Annotated in this window: 13 protein-coding genes; 5 read left to right on the forward strand and 8 right to left on the reverse strand. The window is 41.9% G+C overall.

All coding sequences use genetic code 11. The features are described 5' to 3' along the window. Window positions 1-22: 22 nt before the first annotated feature. From atpB to QM738_RS08780, 3 genes are all read right to left on the reverse strand, one after another. Window positions 23-1,204: a F0F1 ATP synthase subunit A gene (gene atpB, locus QM738_RS08770; RefSeq protein WP_462276312.1), complete on the reverse strand. Its 1,182-nt coding sequence runs from the start codon at window positions 1,202-1,204 to the stop codon at window positions 23-25. A 205-nt stretch (window positions 1,205-1,409) separates the two neighbouring features. Continuing rightward, window positions 1,410-3,218, reverse strand: a complete 1,809-nt coding sequence (locus tag QM738_RS08775) for an ABC transporter ATP-binding protein (protein WP_462276313.1) — start codon at window positions 3,216-3,218, stop codon at window positions 1,410-1,412. Between the two features lie 58 nt (window positions 3,219-3,276). After that, entirely contained in the window at window positions 3,277-5,490 is a 2,214-nt protein-coding gene (locus QM738_RS08780; RefSeq protein WP_462276314.1) for a hypothetical protein, read from the reverse strand. Between the two features lie 142 nt (window positions 5,491-5,632). Between QM738_RS08780 and QM738_RS08785 the strand changes: the two genes are divergently transcribed. After that, a complete protein-coding gene (locus tag QM738_RS08785) occupies window positions 5,633-6,307 on the forward strand; it encodes a response regulator transcription factor (RefSeq protein WP_462276315.1) in 675 nt (224 codons plus the stop codon). Between the two features lie 92 nt (window positions 6,308-6,399). After that, window positions 6,400-7,476 (forward strand): sensor histidine kinase, encoded by a 1,077-nt coding sequence (locus tag QM738_RS08790; RefSeq protein WP_462276316.1) that lies wholly within the window; start codon window positions 6,400-6,402, stop codon window positions 7,474-7,476. On the opposite strand, the gene QM738_RS08795 is transcribed toward QM738_RS08790, so the two are convergent. From QM738_RS08795 to QM738_RS08810, 4 genes are all read right to left on the reverse strand, one after another. Continuing rightward, complete coding sequence (locus QM738_RS08795) at window positions 7,473-8,753, reverse strand: T9SS type A sorting domain-containing protein (protein ID WP_462276317.1); 1,281 nt, start codon at window positions 8,751-8,753, stop codon at window positions 7,473-7,475. The genes QM738_RS08790 and QM738_RS08795 overlap by 4 nt on opposite strands. Before the next feature lie 159 nt (window positions 8,754-8,912). Further along, on the reverse strand, window positions 8,913-10,223 hold the full coding sequence (locus QM738_RS08800) for a histidine-type phosphatase (protein ID WP_462276318.1): 1,311 nt from the start codon (window positions 10,221-10,223) through the stop codon (window positions 8,913-8,915). 29 nt (window positions 10,224-10,252) lie between these two features. Continuing rightward, complete coding sequence (locus QM738_RS08805) at window positions 10,253-11,680, reverse strand: hypothetical protein (protein WP_462276319.1); 1,428 nt, start codon at window positions 11,678-11,680, stop codon at window positions 10,253-10,255. 20 nt (window positions 11,681-11,700) lie between these two features. Then, complete coding sequence (locus QM738_RS08810) at window positions 11,701-14,550, reverse strand: TonB-dependent receptor (RefSeq protein ID WP_462276320.1); 2,850 nt, start codon at window positions 14,548-14,550, stop codon at window positions 11,701-11,703. A 329-nt stretch (window positions 14,551-14,879) separates the two neighbouring features. On the opposite strand from QM738_RS08810, the gene QM738_RS08815 reads away from it, so the two are divergent. From QM738_RS08815 to QM738_RS08825, 3 genes are read left to right on the forward strand one after another with little or no spacing between them, the layout of a single operon-like run. Then, window positions 14,880-15,731: a UDP-2,3-diacylglucosamine diphosphatase gene (locus QM738_RS08815; RefSeq protein WP_462276321.1), complete on the forward strand. Its 852-nt coding sequence runs from the start codon at window positions 14,880-14,882 to the stop codon at window positions 15,729-15,731. A 42-nt stretch (window positions 15,732-15,773) separates the two neighbouring features. Beyond that, a complete protein-coding gene (locus QM738_RS08820; protein WP_462276322.1) occupies window positions 15,774-16,862 on the forward strand; it encodes a glycosyltransferase family protein in 1,089 nt (362 codons plus the stop codon). A 3-nt stretch (window positions 16,863-16,865) separates the two neighbouring features. Beyond that, window positions 16,866-18,257, forward strand: a complete 1,392-nt coding sequence (locus QM738_RS08825) for a GH1 family beta-glucosidase (protein ID WP_462276323.1) — start codon at window positions 16,866-16,868, stop codon at window positions 18,255-18,257. 105 nt (window positions 18,258-18,362) lie between these two features. Here QM738_RS08825 and QM738_RS08830 read toward each other — a convergent pair whose 3' ends face one another. Next, window positions 18,363-19,919 carry an ArnT family glycosyltransferase gene (locus QM738_RS08830; protein ID WP_462276324.1) on the reverse strand — a complete coding sequence of 519 codons (1,557 nt, stop codon included), beginning with the start codon at window positions 19,917-19,919 and terminating at the stop codon, window positions 18,363-18,365. Between the last annotated feature and the right edge of the window lie 5 nt (window positions 19,920-19,924).

Below are 19,924 nucleotides of genomic sequence, written 5' to 3' on the forward strand. Positions count from 1 at the left end.
TATGTTAATTAATAATTCCGGATTATAAAACGATCACTGCATCATCATACAAACCATTCTCGTTGTCGTGGCTGTTGTGCCCTTCGTGATGATGATCGCCTTCGATAGCGCTGCCCACCAGAACTGCTGTTAAAGTAGTAAAGATGAAAGCCTGTAAGAACGCTACCAATACTTCTATAAAATAAATGAAAATGGTAAATGCCAATGACAAAGGAGAAGCGCCCCAACCAGCAACTGGTCCCATTTTTTCTCCAAAAATAAATATCAATGCTACCAGGCAGATAATGATGATGTGGCCTGCCACCATGTTGGCGAACAAACGTATGATCAAAGAGAATGGCTTTAAGAACATACTTAAAAATTCCACCGGCACCAGGATGAATTTTACACCCAATGGAACGCCCGGCGGGTTAAAGATATGGCCCCAGTAATGTTTGTTACTGCTGGCAATAGTTACAATAAATGAAATAACACCCAGCACCAGTGTAAAGGCAATATTGCCGGTTACATTGGCCGAGCCCGGGATCAACCCGAAAATGTTGTTGATCAGGATAAAAAAGAAAATTGTAAGCAGGTAGGGAAGGTATTTATTGGCTTTATAACCGAGGTTGGGATTGGCTACTTCATCTCTTACAAATGCAACCACCGGTTCAATCAAACTCTGCATGCCTTTAGGGGCTGAAGTAACACCCTGTCCGCTTTTGTATTTTTTAGCGATGCTGGTCATTATCCATACTAAAATAATGAGGGCCAGCAACATCTGCACTACGTTACGGGTCAAAGAAAAATCGTACACTTTTGTAGCTTCGTCCAGTTTACCATCTTTAACTGCAACGATCTTACCGGCAGTAAACTTTTTAGCATCCAGCCCTAACTCCTTTATATTGTGCTCGTTCAGTAGTAAATAACCATTATATTCTTCATGGCCGTGCTTTAAGTTAGAAGACATGAAGCTGGAAAAACCTCTTTCCGGGGAGTATAATAGTACCGGTAAAGGCAGGGAATAGCCAAAAAAGTGGAATTCGTGACCGTCCATGATATGGCCGAAGATCACTTCCTTCATATTCAAACCTTCTTTCGGCTCTTTACCTTGTTCTTCGGTTTTAACCTCTTCTTTATGCTGCGCAAAAACTGAAGTGGAAGAAACAGTCAAAAAAAGGCTGAAAGCCAGTACCAGTAACGATTTTAAACACTTTTCAAGCATACAAATCCCTAATTTTGCCGCAAAGATAAGGCGGGAGGGGGGAAATTAAAAATTGAAGAGGGAGAAATTAGCGATAAACCCGGTGTAATTGCCCACACTACAAATAATTGTCTGTAACCAATTAAAAAACAAGCCAAAAAGTACTTTAGGGTACATTTTATGCGCTACCAGCTTTTAACCCAAGAAGAGGGCTGCTTTTGAGGATTTACACCATTTTTACCTTTTTTTCAAACTGCATCTTGTGCAGCTGGTAGTAAAACCCTTCTTTGGCCAGCAGTTCGTCGTGACTGCCGATCTCTTTGATCTCTCCCTTATCCAGCACCATTATTTTATCGGCCTTGCGGATGGTGCTGAGGCGGTGGGCAATCACGATGGAAGTACGCCCTGTGATCAGTGTATCAATGGCATGCTGTATCAGGTTCTCACTTTCAGTATCTACCGATGAAGTGGCTTCATCCAGTATCAAAATGGAAGGATCGTATAATAATGCCCTTACAAAAGATAATAGCTGGCGCTGACCTAGTGACAGCGTGGCACCCCTTTCCATCACATTATAATCGTAATTGCCGGGCAGCTGCATAATAAAATCGTGTATGCCTATCAGTTGGGCTGCTTTTATCACTTCTTCTTTTGATATGGCAGGGTTGCGCAGTGTTACATTGTCCATCACCGATCCGCTGAATAAAAAAACATCCTGCAGCACCACACCGATCCTGCTGCGCAAAGTGTCCAGCGAATAATCTTCTATGTTGGTATCGTCGATCTTTATGCTGCCTTTCTGTATATGGTATAAACGATTAAGCAGACTGATGATAGATGTTTTGCCACTACCGGTATGGCCCACAATAGCAAGGGTTTGCCCCGGGCTGATGGTAAAGGAAATATCTTTTAAAACATATTGCTCCTCAATGTAAGCAAACCATACTTTGCTAAATTCCACTTTGCCCTGCATGGCGGCGGGTGCATATTTCCCATCATTCACAGCACTGTCTTCATTATCCAGTACTTTAAATACCCTTTCGCTGGCTATCATGCCCATCTGCAATACGTTGAACTTATCGGCGATCACCCGTAACGGGCGGAACAATAAATTGAGACAGATGATAAACGAAGTAATGATACCTGCGATCTTACTCCTGCTTTGCTCGTCCAGGTGAATGGAATCTTTGGCTGCCCACCATACCAGCAACCCTATAGATACCGCCATCACCAGCTCCACCACCGGGAAAAACACCGAGTAAGCAAAAATAGCTTTGATGTTGGCATTGCGGTGTTCTTTATTAATGGCATTGAATTTTTCGTATTCTCTTTTCTCTGCTGCAAATGCCTGTACCACGCTCATGCCGGTAATATGTTCCTGTACAAAGGCATTGAGGCTGGCCACTGCATTGCGCACTCTTATAAAAGACTTGTTCACACTTTCTTTAAAAAAATAAGTGGCCACCATCAGCAATGGAAAGGGCGCCAGGCAAACCAGGGTGAGCGGTACGCTTACGGTGAACATATATACCAACACCGAAATGATAGATAAAAGATCGGCAATGATCGGTATCAACCCATCGCTGAAAACATCGTTGATGGATTCGATATCATTAATGGTACGGGTGGTCAATGTACCGATAGGCGTTTTATCAAATTGCCCGAGATTTAAATGCAGTATCTTATTGTAAGTGGTTACCCGCAGGTCTTTTACCACGCTTTGCCCGAGGGAGGCTGTGCTGAATGTGAAATAAAACCGGCAGATGGTTTCAATCAACAGCAATACAATTTGTATAATGGTAATTTCTATGATAAAACCGCCGGGGCCTTTCATAAAATGACCCGCTGTACTTTCTTTAATACCGTCGTTGATGGTAAGCTGTATCAAAAATGGCCGGATGGGTGCCATGATGGCGAGCACTACGGACAGGAACAATGAACCATAAAATTTGTTCTTGTATGGTTTGGCAAAGTAAAATATCCTGCGCAGTAAGGAAAAATTGAACAGCTTTTTTTTAGCACCCGTATCGCTCATGCAACAAAGTTAACCGCTTTTAAGTTTCTTGCTGCCGGTTTTTGTTAAGCGGTGAGGACTACTCGGTCTCTGTTTTTTTATTGTATGCTTTTATGAAAATAGCGCCCAGGTTTTTGTAGGGTGGTATATAATCATCCCAGGCTTCCTTGGTATCTTTTGGCTGCTTTGCAAATGCGGTACTGATATTTTCCCACATTGATTTCCATACCAGTTGTTTGCCCGATAACAGCACCTGGTTAAGATTATTGGTGATCACCTGGTTGATACTGCCGGTGCCTATTTCTTTGGTGGAAATGATATGTGCATCAGGATTGATCTCGATGAGCTTGCTCAGGTTTTTATAACCGCCGCAGCTACCCAGTACAATGATCTTTGCATCACCCGCCATTCTTTTAATGGTGCCGGGCAGCCAGTAACTGTGCCCACGGTGGGTGACCACGGATGGGCGAAGCCCGTTCTTTTCAAGATAATTATTCAGGTGTACCTGTGCGGTATCGTCAAGATTTTTATCACTGTTCAATGGGCGGTTAACGTATATCCAGATCTTTTGACCCTTTAAGGATTTTATCTCCACCCATTCTTTATTATTGTTGTTGATGCTCCATTCCTTTGGCGAAAAGGATCCGATGAATTGCGGAAAATATGTTTTACCATCTTCATCGCCATAAAAGAAAACCTGCTGCACAATGCGGCCGCTGTCGTCCATCAACGATTTATTATCCACCGTATAAATAGGCGGTATGCCAATGGCTTCGCTGAGGTTTATCTTATTGGTACTGTCGGCCGAAAGAAAAATGGTCTTTAAAAGATCGTAAATGATCTTGCCCCTTGTATTATTGCTATTGATACAGCGTTTTTCATTCTCATTCACATAGCTTAAAATATTTGCCTGCAGGTTCTTATTATTGATGCTGCTGTAACTGTCTGCCACATCCACCGCATCTTCCAGCGTGGAGGTAGCTTCCAGCCTTGCCACGAATGCTTTCATCAGCGATTCGGAACTGCTGCCGGGCATCAGGTTTAAAAATGTATCCAGCTTATTAAAGTTGGCCGCCATTTTAATGAACTTCTTAAAGTAATCGAAGTTTACCGTAAGCAATAAAGAATCGGTGGCAGGTTTTTTACCCATGCGTTGCAGCATGCGGTTAAAACTGTGTTTGTAGCTGCTGGTAAAAATATCCGACTCACCCATTACAAGCATGTAATAAATTTCCCTCGGCGTTAAGGAATCAATGGCTTTCATCCTAATGTTCTCAGGCTTTTCGTGCAGCTCGTTGATGGGTTTAATGAAGTGTTCAATGGCTTTGCGCTGCAACATATCCCTTAAACCATTGGCGCCAAAAAATGCAATGGCAGTATCGCCTTTGCTCATTCTTTTGCTGTACTCGATCTCTGTTTGTACCAATAATTTGTAATAGGCCACACTATCATAACCAATTTCGCCATCGCCGATTATTTTTTTCAGGCTGTCGGTTTGCTTTCTGCCCGACACAATATCATCCAGGAAAGGGAAGTACAGCAGCGCTCCCGGCGTTTTGCTCAAGGTAGCAACTGCTCTTACAGCAGCATTGCCGCTGTTATGTATAAGCTTACCGGTAGGGGAGTATACATCCTGTGCATACTTGTACATCTGGGCCGGATCATTTTTGCAGGCAAGACCCAAAAGGCTGTCTACAAAACTTTCCTTGCCGTAAGGGCCAATGGTGGCCAGTATCTTATCGGGGTTAAGGGCGCAGTATTTTAAGTAAACAATATTCTTACTGTCGTTGTATCCTTTATTATTTACAAAAATATCGGCGTTGATCAGGGCTACTTCGTAAGGCGCAGCCTGTATATAAGGCACCATGCTGGCACTGTCGATGGTGGCAGCCATTATCTTTTCAAAATTATCCAGTAAAACGGGGGCAAATACAGGCTTTATTTTATTCAGTTTCCAGTTTATCCGGAAGCTTCTTACCAGGTTTTCTACATAGGTGAGGTAGCGCACTTTTTCGTTATTGGTAGGCAGCTTGGCGTTTTGTTCAATGCAATTGCGCAACTGGTAGATCCTTCTTATCATAGCATCGGTTACCGCGATATTGATATCGTCATTAGCCGAAGCTTTAATGAAACCGTCGGCTTTTCCATCGGTCTTATCCAGTAATTTCTGTTCTTCATTTATCTTATCATGAAAACGCTGCCGCTGTAAAGGCGGTTTAACGGAATCGCATTGCGCAAAGGCATCAGCCGTGCAAACAAACAGTATCAGGATTAAAAAAACGTGCTTTATCATATTGTTATACTGCAAAGATGCTGAAAATTTGTTTAGGGTTGTATGCCAATGCTTTTTGCGTTAACAATTTGATAATATAGCGGCAGGATAAAACTGATTTATTGATACTTGATTAAGAGTACTTTTGCACAGCATTTTACGTATGAGCACTGTTAAAAAAATATTAATTGCCGATGATGAACCAGACATCCTGGAGATCATCCAATACAATTTGCAGGCTGAAGGATTTGAGGTGATCACTGCAAAAAATGGTAACGAGGCTATTGAAAAAGCCAAACGCAGCATGCCCGACCTGATCATCCTGGATATTATGATGCCGGGCAAAACAGGGATGGAAGTGTGCAACCTGCTGCGGCAGCAACCGGCCTTTAAAAACACCATCATCATATTTTTAACAGCGCTGAGCGATGAGACCACGGAAGTAAAAGGACTAGAGAATGGCGCAGATGATTATTTGACGAAACCAGTGAGCCCTAAAGTGCTGGTAAGCAAGGTGAATGCACTCTTCAGGCGTTTATCCAAAGACGAACCCAAGGTGTTAAAAGTGGGTGATTTTGAAATTGACCGCGAAAAATACCTGATCAATTACCAGGGAAGCGATATTGTACTGGCCCGCAAGGAATTTGAACTACTGGCATTACTGGCCGGTAAACCGGGCAAGGTTTTTTTACGCAACGAAATACTGAATACCATCTGGGGCACCGAAGTGATAGTAGGCGACCGCACCATTGATGTGCATATCCGCAAAATACGCCAGAAGCTTAACCTGGACTGCATCAGCACGGTTAAGGGCGTGGGGTATAAGTTTGAAATGTAATTCCAGTCATTAAGTCATTAGTCATTGGAGGCATCAAGGCATTTGTTACATTTGTATAAAATACGGTTACAGTCAGCAGGCTTTAATGACCAATGACAAATGACCAATGGCCTGTTCACATGCTTTCTCAAAAAAATTTTTCACCGCAACAGTTATCTGCACTTACTGCACTGGCATTATCGGTACCGATAGCAGTGGGCATATTTATTTCCTACCCTGTGTGGTGGCTGGCTTTGATATGGCTGGCAGTTATTTTTTTGTGCAGCTTTGCGCTGATATCGTATACACTTCAAACTTTCATTTACCGTAAAATAAAACTCATATACAAACTCATTTATCAAACCAAGGCGAGTAAACGGGAGGAGTTTTATTATAAGAATATACTGCCGCAAAAAAGTATTGACGAAGTAAGGGAAGACGTGGAAAAATGGGCAGAGCAAAGAAAAGCAGAGATAGAAGTACTGCAGCAGAATGAGACCTACCGCAAAGAATTTTTGCAGAACCTGAGCCATGAATTAAAGACCCCCATTTTTGCCATACAGGGCTATGTGGATACATTACTGAACGGGGCGCTGGAAAACCCTGACGTAAACAGGAAATTTTTAAGCAGCACTTCCCGCAATATTGACCGCCTGGTGAACCTGGTAGATGACCTGGATGAGATATCGAGACTGGAAAGCGGCGAGCAGTTATTGTACCAGCAAAACTTTGTGATACAGGACCTGTTAAAAGAAGTATACGAATCATTGGCCATTAAAGCCGAACAGAAAGAGATCAGGTGCTTTATTAAAAAAGGTTGCGAACAACCCTTAACCGTATACGCAGATAAGGAAAAGATACGGCAGGTGTTGATCAACCTGGTGGATAATGGTATTAAATACGGCAAGCAGGATGGTACTATTGAAAGCAGTTTTTACAAGATAGATGGTAAAACCATTTTGATCGAGATAAGCGATGATGGTTCCGGTATTTCCGAAGAGCACCTGCACCGCATATTTGAACGTTTTTACCGCACCGACCTGGCAAGAAGCCGTAAAGTAGGTGGCAGCGGGTTAGGCCTATCCATCTGCAAACATATTGTGGAAGCGCACGGGCAAACCATTCATGTACGCAGTAAAATTGATGTAGGCACTACATTTGGTTTTACACTGCAAAGCAAAAAAGATTAACGGTTCACCATCACCTTTACAGTTACTTTATCATCGTGTGTTTTTAATACCACGTAATAGATGCCTGCCGCCAATTGCCGGGTATCAAATTTATATTGATAAGAACCTGCTGATTTATCTGCATTCTCAACAAGCGCTACCTGTTTACCGGAATTATCGAGCACCATCAGCATTACACGGGTAGGTACCGAAACCGCAATATTGATATTCAGTTTATCTTTTACAGGGTTGGGGTTGCATTTCATCCATGCGTAATGATTAGCCGGAATGGCAGGGATGTAGCCACCGCTTTTATATTTCCAGATACGGTCGCCACTGGCCAGTAATAAGGTATCATTTACTTTGAACACCCGGTTCATATAGGGACATACATGAATGGTATCCCATGTTACACCTCCGTCATTTGTTTGAAACGAATAAGCGGCACCTCCACCGGTCCATCCTTTGTTTGCATCAATAAAGCCGATGCCTTCAATATCATAATTTGTGGTATTAGCTACCTGGTGGATACGCCACGTCATCCCTCCATCGGTGGAAGATAATACCTTGGGCGATACACTGGACAGGTCTTCCAGCGATGCAAAATATAATTTGTCTGTCAGCCGCTGTATCTTCCAGCAATACTCGCTGGCTACATTGTTTTGAAACTTATAGGTCCAGGTTGCACCACCGTCGGTGGTATACAGTATAACACCGGAACGCAATGGCAATGGTCCGCGACCGGTTGCAAAACCAACATCTTTATTTATAAAACAGAGATCAATAATAGAGGTGGCGTAGAGCGACATATCAATAAGACTCCAGCTATCTCCGCCATCCACCGATTTTATGATATACCCACTATCCTGGTACCAATTTCCACATCCGTAAATTGTATTGGCATCCGCTACAGCAAGGCCGCAGATACCCCGTTTTGCTTTGCGGGGCAGTAAAGGGCTCAGGTCTGTCCAGGTGGCGCCGCCGTCAGTTGTTCGCTTCAATACATTGGTATCGCTGATATTGGAAAACCCACCGACAAATCCTTTTAAAGGATTGATAAACTCTACCGAACGATAATACATTTTGTTTTCCGCTACCAGCGTCCAGTTATCGCCACCATCAGTGGTTTTAACGATCTTGCCATCACCACATACCGCATAACCCACCTGTGTATTCACCATAAAAAGGTCGTCCACCCTTCTTGTAAAAGCTGGCGAGTTGCAGACCTTCCACCCGGTTTGAGCAAAACAAGGGCCTGTAATAACAAAGCATAGCAGGATGCTGAAAACTGTTCTCATAAGTTAAGTTATTGGTTGTGATGAGTGCTGTATTGGTAATTGATCTGTGCACACGAAGCCGGCGATCTACTAATATAGTAAATTTTCAGCATTTGTGTAGCAACAAAGTGTAATGCAGTTTTTTATTTGGCCTGGCTGATAAACACGGGGGAAAGACTATCAAGGATGGATATTCGCTGTATAGCGTTGCAATTTTTTTATATAAAAAGCTCTTACATCAGTCCAGTTATAATAATTGCGGTATGCTGTGGTGGGGATACCTTTTACGGTTACTTCTTTTTCGTTCAGTAAAAATTTTACGAGGTAATTGTTTGATCCTTGTTTTTTATAAAATATCCATTGAATATTGGCGCTGAGGGGAATAATTTTATCATCTCTCCATATACCGTACACATCTTTTACTTTATTGGTGGGTTTGCTGGCATTTTCCAATCCCAGTAAAGCTGCAAAAGGTGCAATGGTCTCTGCATGGCAAAAACGCAGTTTGGCATTCATTGATTGAGTGCTGGTATATTCATCTGCTGCTTTAATAAAATCTGCCAGCAACGGTGTGGCAATAGTTACCTGTATACCGTTCACATTATCGCCGGGCCCTTTTTCGTAAAATCCTTCTGCATCATCTATCACCGATAAAATGTGCAGGCTGTTGCAATCCACAAATTCCTGCATATCTACCTGTGCAGGAGTATAACCCGCCTTAATGATCTCGCCCTGTATGGAATAAAAAATGGTGATGAAACCATACAGGTCTGATGCAACTTTATCCGCATCGCCCGGTTTTAAAAATGAAGCTGTAAAAATAGTGTTGGCAATTTTATTGGCGATAGCTGTATAATTCACCAAACCTTTTAGCTGGGTTAAATATTTATGCCAGTAACCACTGTCTTTATATGCTGTATAAGCAGCTGACAGGTCATAAAAACGCAGCGTGGTATCATTGATCTTTTTGGTGATGAGCGTATCGTTATTATTGATCTTTGCTTTCAGTTCATCTACAAAAGCATTGCAGGTTTGCAGTGTTCTTATTTCTTTGGTATAATCAATATGCAATACCAGTTGGGGTGTTCTAAACACATTGCCGTAATTGGTAAAAGTGCGGTCGGCCAGCGCATGTTGTTCATCCTGTCCTTCAATGCTGATGCTTTTTAAATACTGGGCTTCTACGATCTGCAGCTTATCTACTTTTTCTTTTAATACTTTTCCTGCCTTTGTTAATGCGTTTGCCTTATCGGCTGCTGCAAGTAAAGTGTACAAGGGGTAGCTGCTTACATCTTTGGTAAGATGCCTGGCGCCATGGCGGCCGGCATGATCGATGAACACCGGTTGATAGCCGGGTGGAGGAGGAGCATATTTTGATTGCTGGCTTTGATATAAAGCTTTAGAACCTAAAAAAGGATCCTTACAGGTCTGTGCTTTGGAAAAGAGCGGGGACAAAACAATAAAGCAGCTTGCTGTAAGAATCCTTTTCATATGGCTAAAATAATACTTGGCAATGAAATTTAATAATGAAGGTTGCCGGAACCGTCAAATTGGTAACAGCCAATGTCTTTACCCGGAGCAGGATAATAGGTTACACCATATTTAGGATCAACCGGTACCACTTTCATCGGGCTGAAATTGGTATATCCTTTACCAATGCAGGGCGATGTTGATTTAAGGGTGAATTTAAAATTACCGATAGCAGTAATGTCCTGCATCCTGTAACCACCGGTAACTGGCAAGGTATAATTATAAAATTGCGGATCAACTGCCTGTACCGCTGCTGCACCGTTATAAGCCACGCAAGGGGCATATTGATAATTTGCAGGTAAATAAGTAAGCGGGTTAGGAATATCGGTAGAAACTGGTTTGGTTACTGCACCGGGTGTATAAGGGAATATCTGGTTGGCTACCGATAAACTGTCTGCCCAGTAAAAATTATAACCGTAATTTTTATTGTACATGTAAGTAGTATCAGGGATATCGCTGCTTAAGCGCAAGCCCCACCTGCAGTTGACCATTAAATTATTGAATGCCTGTCCGTAAGCAAGTTTTTCAAAATTAATAGAACCCCCACGACCGGATTTTGTTTGCCTCCAGCCGCCATTGATCAATGTATTGTTATAAATATGCACTTCGCAGTTTGCAATGCCCGGGCCACTACCCGCATTGGATGCTTTTAAAGCGTTAGTGGCATTGCCCATAAAGAAATTATAAGCCATATCGCCAATACCACCTGCTTTTACATTCAATACATCACCACCGCTTTTACCACATTTTTCAAAAGTGCTTCTGAAGATCGCAAACTTACCACCTGAACCTGCAACACGGATCGCATCGTCCACGGTGCCATATATCCAGGAATCTTCAAAAACAAAATAACCATCTGCATTAGAAAAGAAAACACCATATGAATTGTCAGTTGCGGCTAGCCCTAACAGTGGTGCTACACTGTTGCCCAGTAATGCACCTGCGTATTCAATATGTGTCCATTTTAATACCAGGTATTTACAGGTTTTATCTCCTATCACACCTTTCCACCTGCCTGCAAAAGCAGAGTCTTTAGCGGCGTTGTAATTAGCCGACGGTGCATCTGTTTTGGTAAGACCATCCACACTTAAATAAATTGGTTTTTCTGCAGTACCTAACGAGAACAGGTTACCCTGCACAATAATGCCTGCCTGGTTTTGAAAGTTCACTCTTACACCCGGTTCAATTATAAGGCTGTCGCCGGGATTTACGTATACATCACAACTAACGGTATAGGTTTTACCAGATAACATAGTGCCTGATATGCTGCCGCAAAGAGGCGTGGCATCGCTGATGGGTTTTGCTGGTGGCGGTACATACTGGTAAAGATCATACTGATCGAGATGATTTTTTTTACAGCCATTGAGTATTGCCACCAGGCTGGTACAAATAATTATTAAGACGATAGAATTTTTCATAACGAATAATATTTTGATGATTATAGTTTAAAGCGTAAGCCGAATAAGAATGATAATTTGTAAATATCCCTTTGTACAAAAATGGAATTCATCGGGTCATCCTGGCCGGGGATACGGTTCAATGTGTTTTCTAAAACATAAGGTTGCTTAATGAAGAACCGGGTTTTAGAATTGGTAAGGTTATTTACTTTACCATATAATGAAAGGTGCTTCACGATCCTTTTCTCGAAAGAAAAATCCAGCTGGCTGTAAGGCGCCTGCCAGGTATCCAATTGATAATAGCTGGACACCAATGCAATTCTTTCGCCGGTGTATACAAATGCCAGCTGTACATCCAAACCAATTTTAGGATCTTTTACCAGCAGTGATACATTGGCTACGTGATTGGCCTGTCCCTGCATCGGCCTTGTTTGTGATAATACCTTGGTGTTACCTCTTGCAGGCACTAAAGTAGTATCATAGTAGAAGTAGTTCTTATCGGTAGTGATTGCAGAGTGTGTATAAGTGTAGTTGGCATTGATACCAAACTTGCCAAAGTATTTGGTGGCCACCAGTTCAAAACCATAGTTAGTAGCGTCGCCAAAATTCTGTGGTGTTAATATAGCCGTGCTGGTGCCGGAATTACCACCGGTGATCAGCTTGTTGTAAAATGCAGTCTCAATAGGGTTGTGTATATTTTTATAAAAAACGCCAGCTAATACCTGGTCAGATCCGCCGGGGAATAATTCGTAACGCAGATCAAAGTTATCGGCAGTAGTGTGTTTTAAAGTTGGATTACCCTGTGCCGCATACTGATCTTCTGTTGCATCCAGGTAATACGGTGTCATCTCAAAATAACCCGGCCTTACCAAACTATTGAAGTAAGAAAGCCGCATGCTTTGCTTTTTGTTGATATCATATTTTAAATGCAGACTGGGTAATACATCCGTGTACCAGATCCTTCCGTCTTTAAGATTATAGGTTTTTGGCGCGGCAGTATTATAATGCACATTGGTATATTCTATCCTTGCACCGCCCAGTATCTGCAGTTTAGGACTGGCCATAAATTTAAACTGGCCATAACCTGCAGTTATTTCTTCCTTTAAAGTATAAGTATTGGGTGTAGTTAAGTTAGGAGCACCTGCACTGGAAGGATTAAAGCTATAAGCAGCGTGGTAGATGTCTGTATAGTTTTGTGTGGCGCCATCGGCAGATAATGAATAAGAGTTGTAATAGTTATCGCGGTTCTTGTGCCTGTACAATCCACCAACACTGAACTCTACATTGGTTTCATGAATTTTTGGAGTGTAGATAAAATTGAGGTAACCGGCATAATCCTTATCCGTATTATGCGACCATATCCTGTTCATACCTTTTACTAAATTCTGTTGCTGTTGCAATACACCATTTACGGCAACATTGGTGGTATTAAAATCTGCCTGGTCGGGTACCTGCTGCTTTGCCAGTGAGTAAACAGCACTCCAATTAATTTTAAAATTGGATCTTAAACTATGATCGCCCTGTAAAGTGGAATTGTAAATACTTTGTATCTGCCACCTGCTGCGGGTATTATAAGTGATCTGACCGGGATTGGTAGCCACGTTCGTATCAACCGTATACCTTGCCTGGAACTCATCCATTCTAACGTACAAGTTGTACAATGATATTTTGTTGCTCTGGTTAAATACGTAATCCCATTTGTTATTGATAGCTATCCTTGTATTTTGTGTTGAATACTGGCGGATATTGGCATCGCCAAACTTGGCATTGTTATCATAGTTCTGACCCGGTACACCATTTACGGTAAGATTACGGCGATAAGTTGGCTGTGCATCCTGCACATTAAATATCGCATCCGAACCGCGGTAATTGTTCTGGTAACTTCCGGCGATCAAAAAGCCCAGTTTCTTTTTTAAGAACCTGTTGCTGTAAGTGATACCGGTTTGAAGATTGAGTGGGTTTGATTTTTTATGTTGATCTAAATTAGCCCTTGGAAAATCTTTGTCGGTAGCGATATAAGAATTGCCATTGATTTCAGCGGGATCTTTTTTGCTGATCACACTGTGATCGAATGTAGCAAAAGGGCGATCGTTGAATAACATATTTTCTCCAGTAGCTGCAAACACAGTGAATGTTTGTTTAGCAGGCGCACTTTTCATTACCAGGTTCATTACACCGCCAATAGCATCTGCTTCCATATTGGGTGTAAGCGCTTTTATTACTTCCAGGCGCTCTAATATATCACTCGGAAAAATATCGAGTGGTACATACCTGAATTTATCATCGGGGCTGGGTATTTTAATACCATTTACCAAGGTGCTGTTATAGCGTTGGTCCATACCACGTATAATGGCATAACGGCCTTCGCCGCTGCTGCTGCGCTGTACGGTAACACCACTTACCCTTTGTAAAGAGTTAGCAACGGTTACATCCGGTGATAATTCGATCGCTTTTGCAGAAAGCAGGTTTTGCACCACATCCGATTTTCTTTCCAGGCTTCTTGCATATTTATCAGACTCTGTATTTTTTGAAGAGGTCATTACAACACCGGTCAGCTCTTTCGAGGCTGCTTTTAATTTTACATCCATCCCCTTCACATCCTGCCCCGCTTTTACTTCCACATTTTTTATTTCTTCTTTTTCATAGCCTACGTATTTTACTTTGATATCGTATTTACCCGCAGGAACATTTTTAAAAACATAACTGCCATCCAGGTTTACCACCGTGGCAAATTTGGTGTCTTCCAGTGTTACGGTGGCGCCTACCAACGGTTCGCCGGTTGCTGCGTCGGTAACCTTACCACGAATGGTTTGTGCAGATGCCGCAGCCGTAAATAACAGGAATAGAACAATAGAAAAACTTCTTAGGATAAGTTTAGAGAAATAGTGCATAATAAGCAGGTTTTGATATTTGCTGCAAATGTTGCACAGTAATTTTTATCGGGATGCAGCCCGCAAAGAGTTTACATTTTTATAAAACTGCGGTAATCTTTTCTTAACAATTTGGTAATGCAGCGGCTACTTATGCACTATAATTTAACAGTGGGGTAACATTGGCTTAAACATTTGGTTAAACGCTTTTGGTTATTTTGTTTATTACTTATCCCAATTTCTTACATTATGAAAAATGTACCATATTTTTTTCTGCAACTTTCTGTAAGGATATTTCTTCCAATGCTGTCTGCATTTTACCCGGCACTAAAATTTTATAAGATCCATTGATGGATAAAATAAAAAGAAGAAAGCTGGATATCCTGGTCTTGTCGGATGTGCACCTGGGCACTTATGGCTGCCATGCCAAAGAATTACTGCGCTACCTTAAAACCGTTAAGCCTAAAACAGTGATCCTTAATGGAGATATCATCGATATCTGGCAGTTCAGTAAACGCTACTGGCCCAAAGCGCACATGAAGGTGATCAAACACCTGATGGGCTGGATGAGTAAGGGGGTGAAGATCTATTACATCACCGGTAACCATGATGAAATGCTGCGGAAGTTTGTAGGTTTTAAAATGGGATCGCTGAAAGTAGTGAATAAAGTGATACTGGACCTGGACAACGGAAAAAAAGCATGGTTCTTTCACGGTGATGTGTTTGACGTGACCATGCAACATAGTAAATGGCTGGCAAAACTCGGTGCTGTAGGGTATGACACACTGATACTGATCAACCGGCTGGCCAATTTTATTTCGGAGAGGATATTTAAAAAAGGTAAGTTGTCACTATCTAAAAAAATAAAGAACAGTGTGAAGAGTGCGGTGAAATTCATCAACAGTTTTGAACAAACGGCGGCAGATATAGGCATCAGTAATAATTACGATTACGTGGTTTGCGGGCATATTCACCAGCCCGAAATGAGAGAGATCAGCAATCCGCATGGAAAGATCATGTACCTGAACAGTGGCGACTGGATCGAAAATTTAACATCACTGGAATATGTAAACGAAGAGTGGAAGATATACCGATTTGATGAAGCAGATGTGGAACATATTGACGACCATGAAGAAGAAGAACTGAATAACTCGCAGTTGTTCGATAACATGATGGAAGAATTTAACCTGCTAAAACAATAACCAACCAGCAAACAATAGTTGCCGGGCTAACCGCCGGAATCAATGAAAATACTTTATGCGATACAGGGAACAGGTAATGGCCATTTAAGCAGGGCAAGGGATATTATTCCCCTGCTGCAGCAAAAAGGCGAACTGGATATCCTGGTGAGTGGTATACAGGCTGATGTGGAATTGCCTTATGAAGTAAAGTATAAATTCAAAGGGCTGAGTTTTATTTTTGGAAAGAACGGAGGTGTCGATCTCATTGCAACTTATAAGAAAAGTAATCTTAAACAATTGTACAAAGAGATCAAAAGCCTGCCGGTGGAAGAATATGACCTGGTGATAAATGATTTTGAACCGGTAAGCGCCTGGGCCTGCAGGATGAAACATAAAGAATGTATCGGGCTGAGTCACCAGGCTGCTGTGATCAATAAAAAATCGCCCAAACCAAAAAAGAAAGATCCTGTTGGTAAAGCCATACTGCACAACTATGCACCGGTAACCACGGCTTATGGTTTTCATTTTGGCGCTTACGATAAAAATATTTTTACACCGGTAATAAGAAGCCAGGTAAGAGAGGCAAAGCAACAGCGCCTGGAACATTATACCGTTTATCTGCCGGCATACAGCGATAAAAAGATCATCAAGATATTAGGGCAGATAAAAGAGATCAACTGGCAGGTATTCAGCAAGCATTCCAAAAAAGAATACAGCGAAAAGAATGTGCATATAAGACCGGTGAATAATGACGATTTTATAGAAAGCTTTATCAGCTGCACCGGTATTTTGTGCGGCGCAGGTTTTGAAACACCGGCAGAAGCATTGTACATGAAAAAAAAGCTGATGGCCATACCCATGAAGGGGCAATATGAGCAGCAGTGTAATGCAGCAGCATTAAAAACAATGTCGGTGCCGGTAATTAAAAGTTTGAAGAAAAAGCACCTGGAAAAAATAAAGGCATGGGTGGAAAGTAAGCAGGCAATAACAGTCAATTATCCCAACAGCACAGAAAGGATCATCAGCATGATCATAAAAAAACATGGTGCGGCAGTTGCTAAAAAAACAGTGGAGCCGGGGGAGGGTATTTATTCTGCAAAAAAACTAAAGGATAAAAGCTTAGGAGAAATTTTAAATCAAATCACAGGATAGGGTATGCTGTTTACGAGGAATGATTTTGGAGATGATTTTAACTGGGGTGTTTCTACTGCAGCTTACCAGATAGAAGGCGCTCATAATATTGATGGCAAAGGCCCATCAATATGGGATAGTTTCTCGCAAAAAAAGAAAAAGATATTCAACAACGATAACGGCAATATAGCCTGTGATTTTTATCATCATTATGCCGATGATATTGCGCTCATCTACAAATTAAATATTCCCCATTACCGCTTTTCTATTTCCTGGAGCCGTATACTGCCGCATGGCGTAGGAGCCATCAATCATAAAGGCATTGATTTTTATAACAGGGTGATTGATTTTTGTTTGGAACTGGGTATACAACCCTGGATCACTCTATATCACTGGGACCTGCCGGAAGAATTGCAGCGCAAAGGTGGCTGGATCAACCGGGAAGTGATACACTGGTTCAGTTATTTTGTAGACTGCTGCATAAAAAATTTTGGTGATCGGGTAAAACACTGGATGGTATTGAACGAGCCAATGGTATTTACCGGTGCAGGATATTTTTTGGGTGTGCATGCGCCCGGTAAAAAAGGACTGAGTAGTTTTTTGGCAGCGGCGCATCATGCAGCGTTGTGCCAGGCAGAAGGGGGGAGATTGATACGTTCTTTAAGAGGCGATTGTAAAATAGGCACCACCTTTTCTTATTCGCATGTAGAACCCTATCGTGCCAATGACGAACGGGATATAAGAGCTGCAGTAAAAGTAGATGCACTGCTGAACCGCACTTTTATTGAACCATTGCTGGGCCTGGGTTATCCTGTAAATGATATCAGGATCATGGAACGCATAGAACGTTTTATGTATCCACACGATGAAAAGAAACTGGCCTTTGATATGGATTTTGTAGGCCTGCAGAATTATACAAGGGAGCTGGTGAGTTATGCGCCTTTAATGCCATTTGTAAAAGCAAAGATCATAAAGGCCAGTGCACGCAATGTACAACGTACACAAATGGATTGGGAAGTACATCCGCCTTCCATTTACAATGCACTGAAAAGATACAGCAGCTATAAACAGGTAAAGGAAATTATTGTAACAGAAAATGGTGCCGCATTTGATGACAATTGCGAAGAAGGTATTGTGGATGACGGGCACCGCGTAAAGTATTTACAGGACCATATTGCACAGGTATTGCTGGCCAAAAAAGAAGGCGCCAAAGTGAACGGCTATTTTGTTTGGACGTTGATGGATAATTTTGAATGGGCCGAAGGTTTCTATCCAAGGTTCGGCCTGGTGCACGTGGATTTTAAAACACAGAAAAGAGTGATCAAGAATTCGGGTCGCTGGTATTGCCAGTTCCTTAAAAATACGGTGGCCGCCTCTATGGAAGACTGGCAGAAAGAAGCCGCCCGGCTGATATAACAATTGCTTAATAACAGCTTAACAGGCTATTATTTTTACTGCATTACTTTTATTACTCGCAATCTTTCTCTTTGGTGTATTGGGATAGTAAGAAAAACCCTCCTGTCAATAAGCAGGAGGGTTTTGTTTTAAAAGGTAATTATGAAGCCGCCATATACTGAAGTAACGGCAGGTGCTCCCATTTCTTTTCTGTTCAATAATAACCGGGTTGTCGATCACGGCAAAATGATCTTTATATACAGCTTTTACATCAACAGGATAATTGGAAGGCACGATGCAATATGCATCATCGCCGGGTTGCAGTTTTTTTCTTTCGGAATTGATCCATGCGTATTGATGAATATCATTCGTGTCACCAATCGCCACTACATCTTTTTTTAAAGGCATCGCAATATACTGGTCAATATGCGCTGCGGGAAACCATTTGTTGCAAACGATCACTGCATCACGCTTCATCACACCGTTTTTTACATCCTGCTGTGCTATTTCACTGAATATTTTTTTGAAACCTTTCCATCCATACATATCAAGTGTAAAATCACCCTCTCCATAAACTTCCTTATCTTTTTTACCGAGCCTGCCGGGTAAAAGATCAACAACAAAAATGCCGGCAATGGTAATGGTTGTTATCAATGCAGCGGCGAATATTAAAGGCCTGGGTAAAGAAGGGCTTTTTGCAGCAGAAACATTTTTCCTGGAAAAATAACAGGCGGTTAGCAATACCAGGCCGCAATAACCCGGTCCTGTCCAGTGCGGTAGCACATCCCTGAAAAAAGCAATAGCCGTTGCCAGTAATATCAATGGCAAGGCGCCTAATAACAATAGTCTTTTGTGCGCATTGGAAACAGAAAGTTTATTGCTGAAGGCTGCCATTACAGCGGGTATCATCAATACAAATATCACCGGGTTGTAATAAAAGAATTGCCCAGTGGCAAAAGTTAAAAATGAATTGATATTGAATCCGCTATCAGTAACGGTTACCCGATTACTGTGATACAGGTAAGTAACAAAATGGTTGTCAATATTCCATTGTATCACAGGATAGAACAGCAACAGGCTTATAATACCTGCTGCATACAGTGCCCAGGTCTTCCACCATTGACGGTTGTAAAAGATGATGTATAATAAAAACGCCAGCCATAAAAACACCGTATGGATCTTGCACAGCATACCAATACCAGCCACCAGTCCAAAAAGCAGCAGCTTGTTTTTGGCGGTTTTATCAATAGTTTTATTCGCAGTGATGCCAATGAGTAAGTAAAGCCCGGCCGTCCAGCAGAGCATTTGTGGCGAATCGGGTAAAATAAATGTGCCGGCAATGATGCTGCCGTAAATAGTGCAGGTATAAATAAAGGCCGCTAAAAAACCGGTGCGTTCATCCTGTAACTTTTTACCAGAAAGAAATAAAAACCAGGTGCTGCCGGCTGCAGCAATAATGGCGCCCAGCCGGATGAAGAATTCATTATCTGCAAAAAGATTAAAAGTGGTCAGTCTTATCAGCCAGCCCACCATGGGTGGATGATCAAAATAATTCCACTGCAGGTGCTGGGCATACAGGCGGTAATACACTTCATCATTGCCCAGTTCAATACTGCCTGCAGTAATGCAGCGTATCAAAGTAGCAATGATGATCAACCATATTGTTCTCTTTTTATAATTCAACCGGG

It is taken from the genome of Ferruginibacter sp., from assembly GCF_049840995.1.
Classification (GTDB): domain Bacteria; phylum Bacteroidota; class Bacteroidia; order Chitinophagales; family Chitinophagaceae; genus Ferruginibacter.

Excerpts from the sequence above, each read along its gene's own strand:
- QM738_RS08775 (WP_462276313.1), bottom strand. The coding sequence starts at position 3,218 with ATGAGCGATACGGGTGCTAAAAAAAAGCTGTTCAATTTTTCCTTACTG.
- QM738_RS08785 (WP_462276315.1), top strand. The coding sequence starts at position 5,633 with ATGAGCACTGTTAAAAAAATATTAATTGCCGATGATGAACCAGACATC.
- QM738_RS08825 (WP_462276323.1), top strand. The coding sequence starts at position 16,866 with ATGCTGTTTACGAGGAATGATTTTGGAGATGATTTTAACTGGGGTGTT.
- QM738_RS08820 (WP_462276322.1), top strand. The coding sequence starts at position 15,774 with ATGAAAATACTTTATGCGATACAGGGAACAGGTAATGGCCATTTAAGC.
- QM738_RS08805 (WP_462276319.1), bottom strand. The coding sequence starts at position 11,680 with ATGAAAAATTCTATCGTCTTAATAATTATTTGTACCAGCCTGGTGGCA.
- QM738_RS08815 (WP_462276321.1), top strand. The coding sequence starts at position 14,880 with ATGGATAAAATAAAAAGAAGAAAGCTGGATATCCTGGTCTTGTCGGAT.
- QM738_RS08790 (WP_462276316.1), top strand. The coding sequence starts at position 6,400 with ATGACAAATGACCAATGGCCTGTTCACATGCTTTCTCAAAAAAATTTT.
- QM738_RS08810 (WP_462276320.1), bottom strand. The coding sequence starts at position 14,550 with ATGCACTATTTCTCTAAACTTATCCTAAGAAGTTTTTCTATTGTTCTA.
- atpB (WP_462276312.1), bottom strand. The coding sequence starts at position 1,204 with ATGCTTGAAAAGTGTTTAAAATCGTTACTGGTACTGGCTTTCAGCCTT.
- QM738_RS08795 (WP_462276317.1), bottom strand. The coding sequence starts at position 8,753 with ATGAGAACAGTTTTCAGCATCCTGCTATGCTTTGTTATTACAGGCCCT.
- QM738_RS08800 (WP_462276318.1), bottom strand. The coding sequence starts at position 10,223 with ATGAAAAGGATTCTTACAGCAAGCTGCTTTATTGTTTTGTCCCCGCTC.
- QM738_RS08780 (WP_462276314.1), bottom strand. The coding sequence starts at position 5,490 with ATGATAAAGCACGTTTTTTTAATCCTGATACTGTTTGTTTGCACGGCT.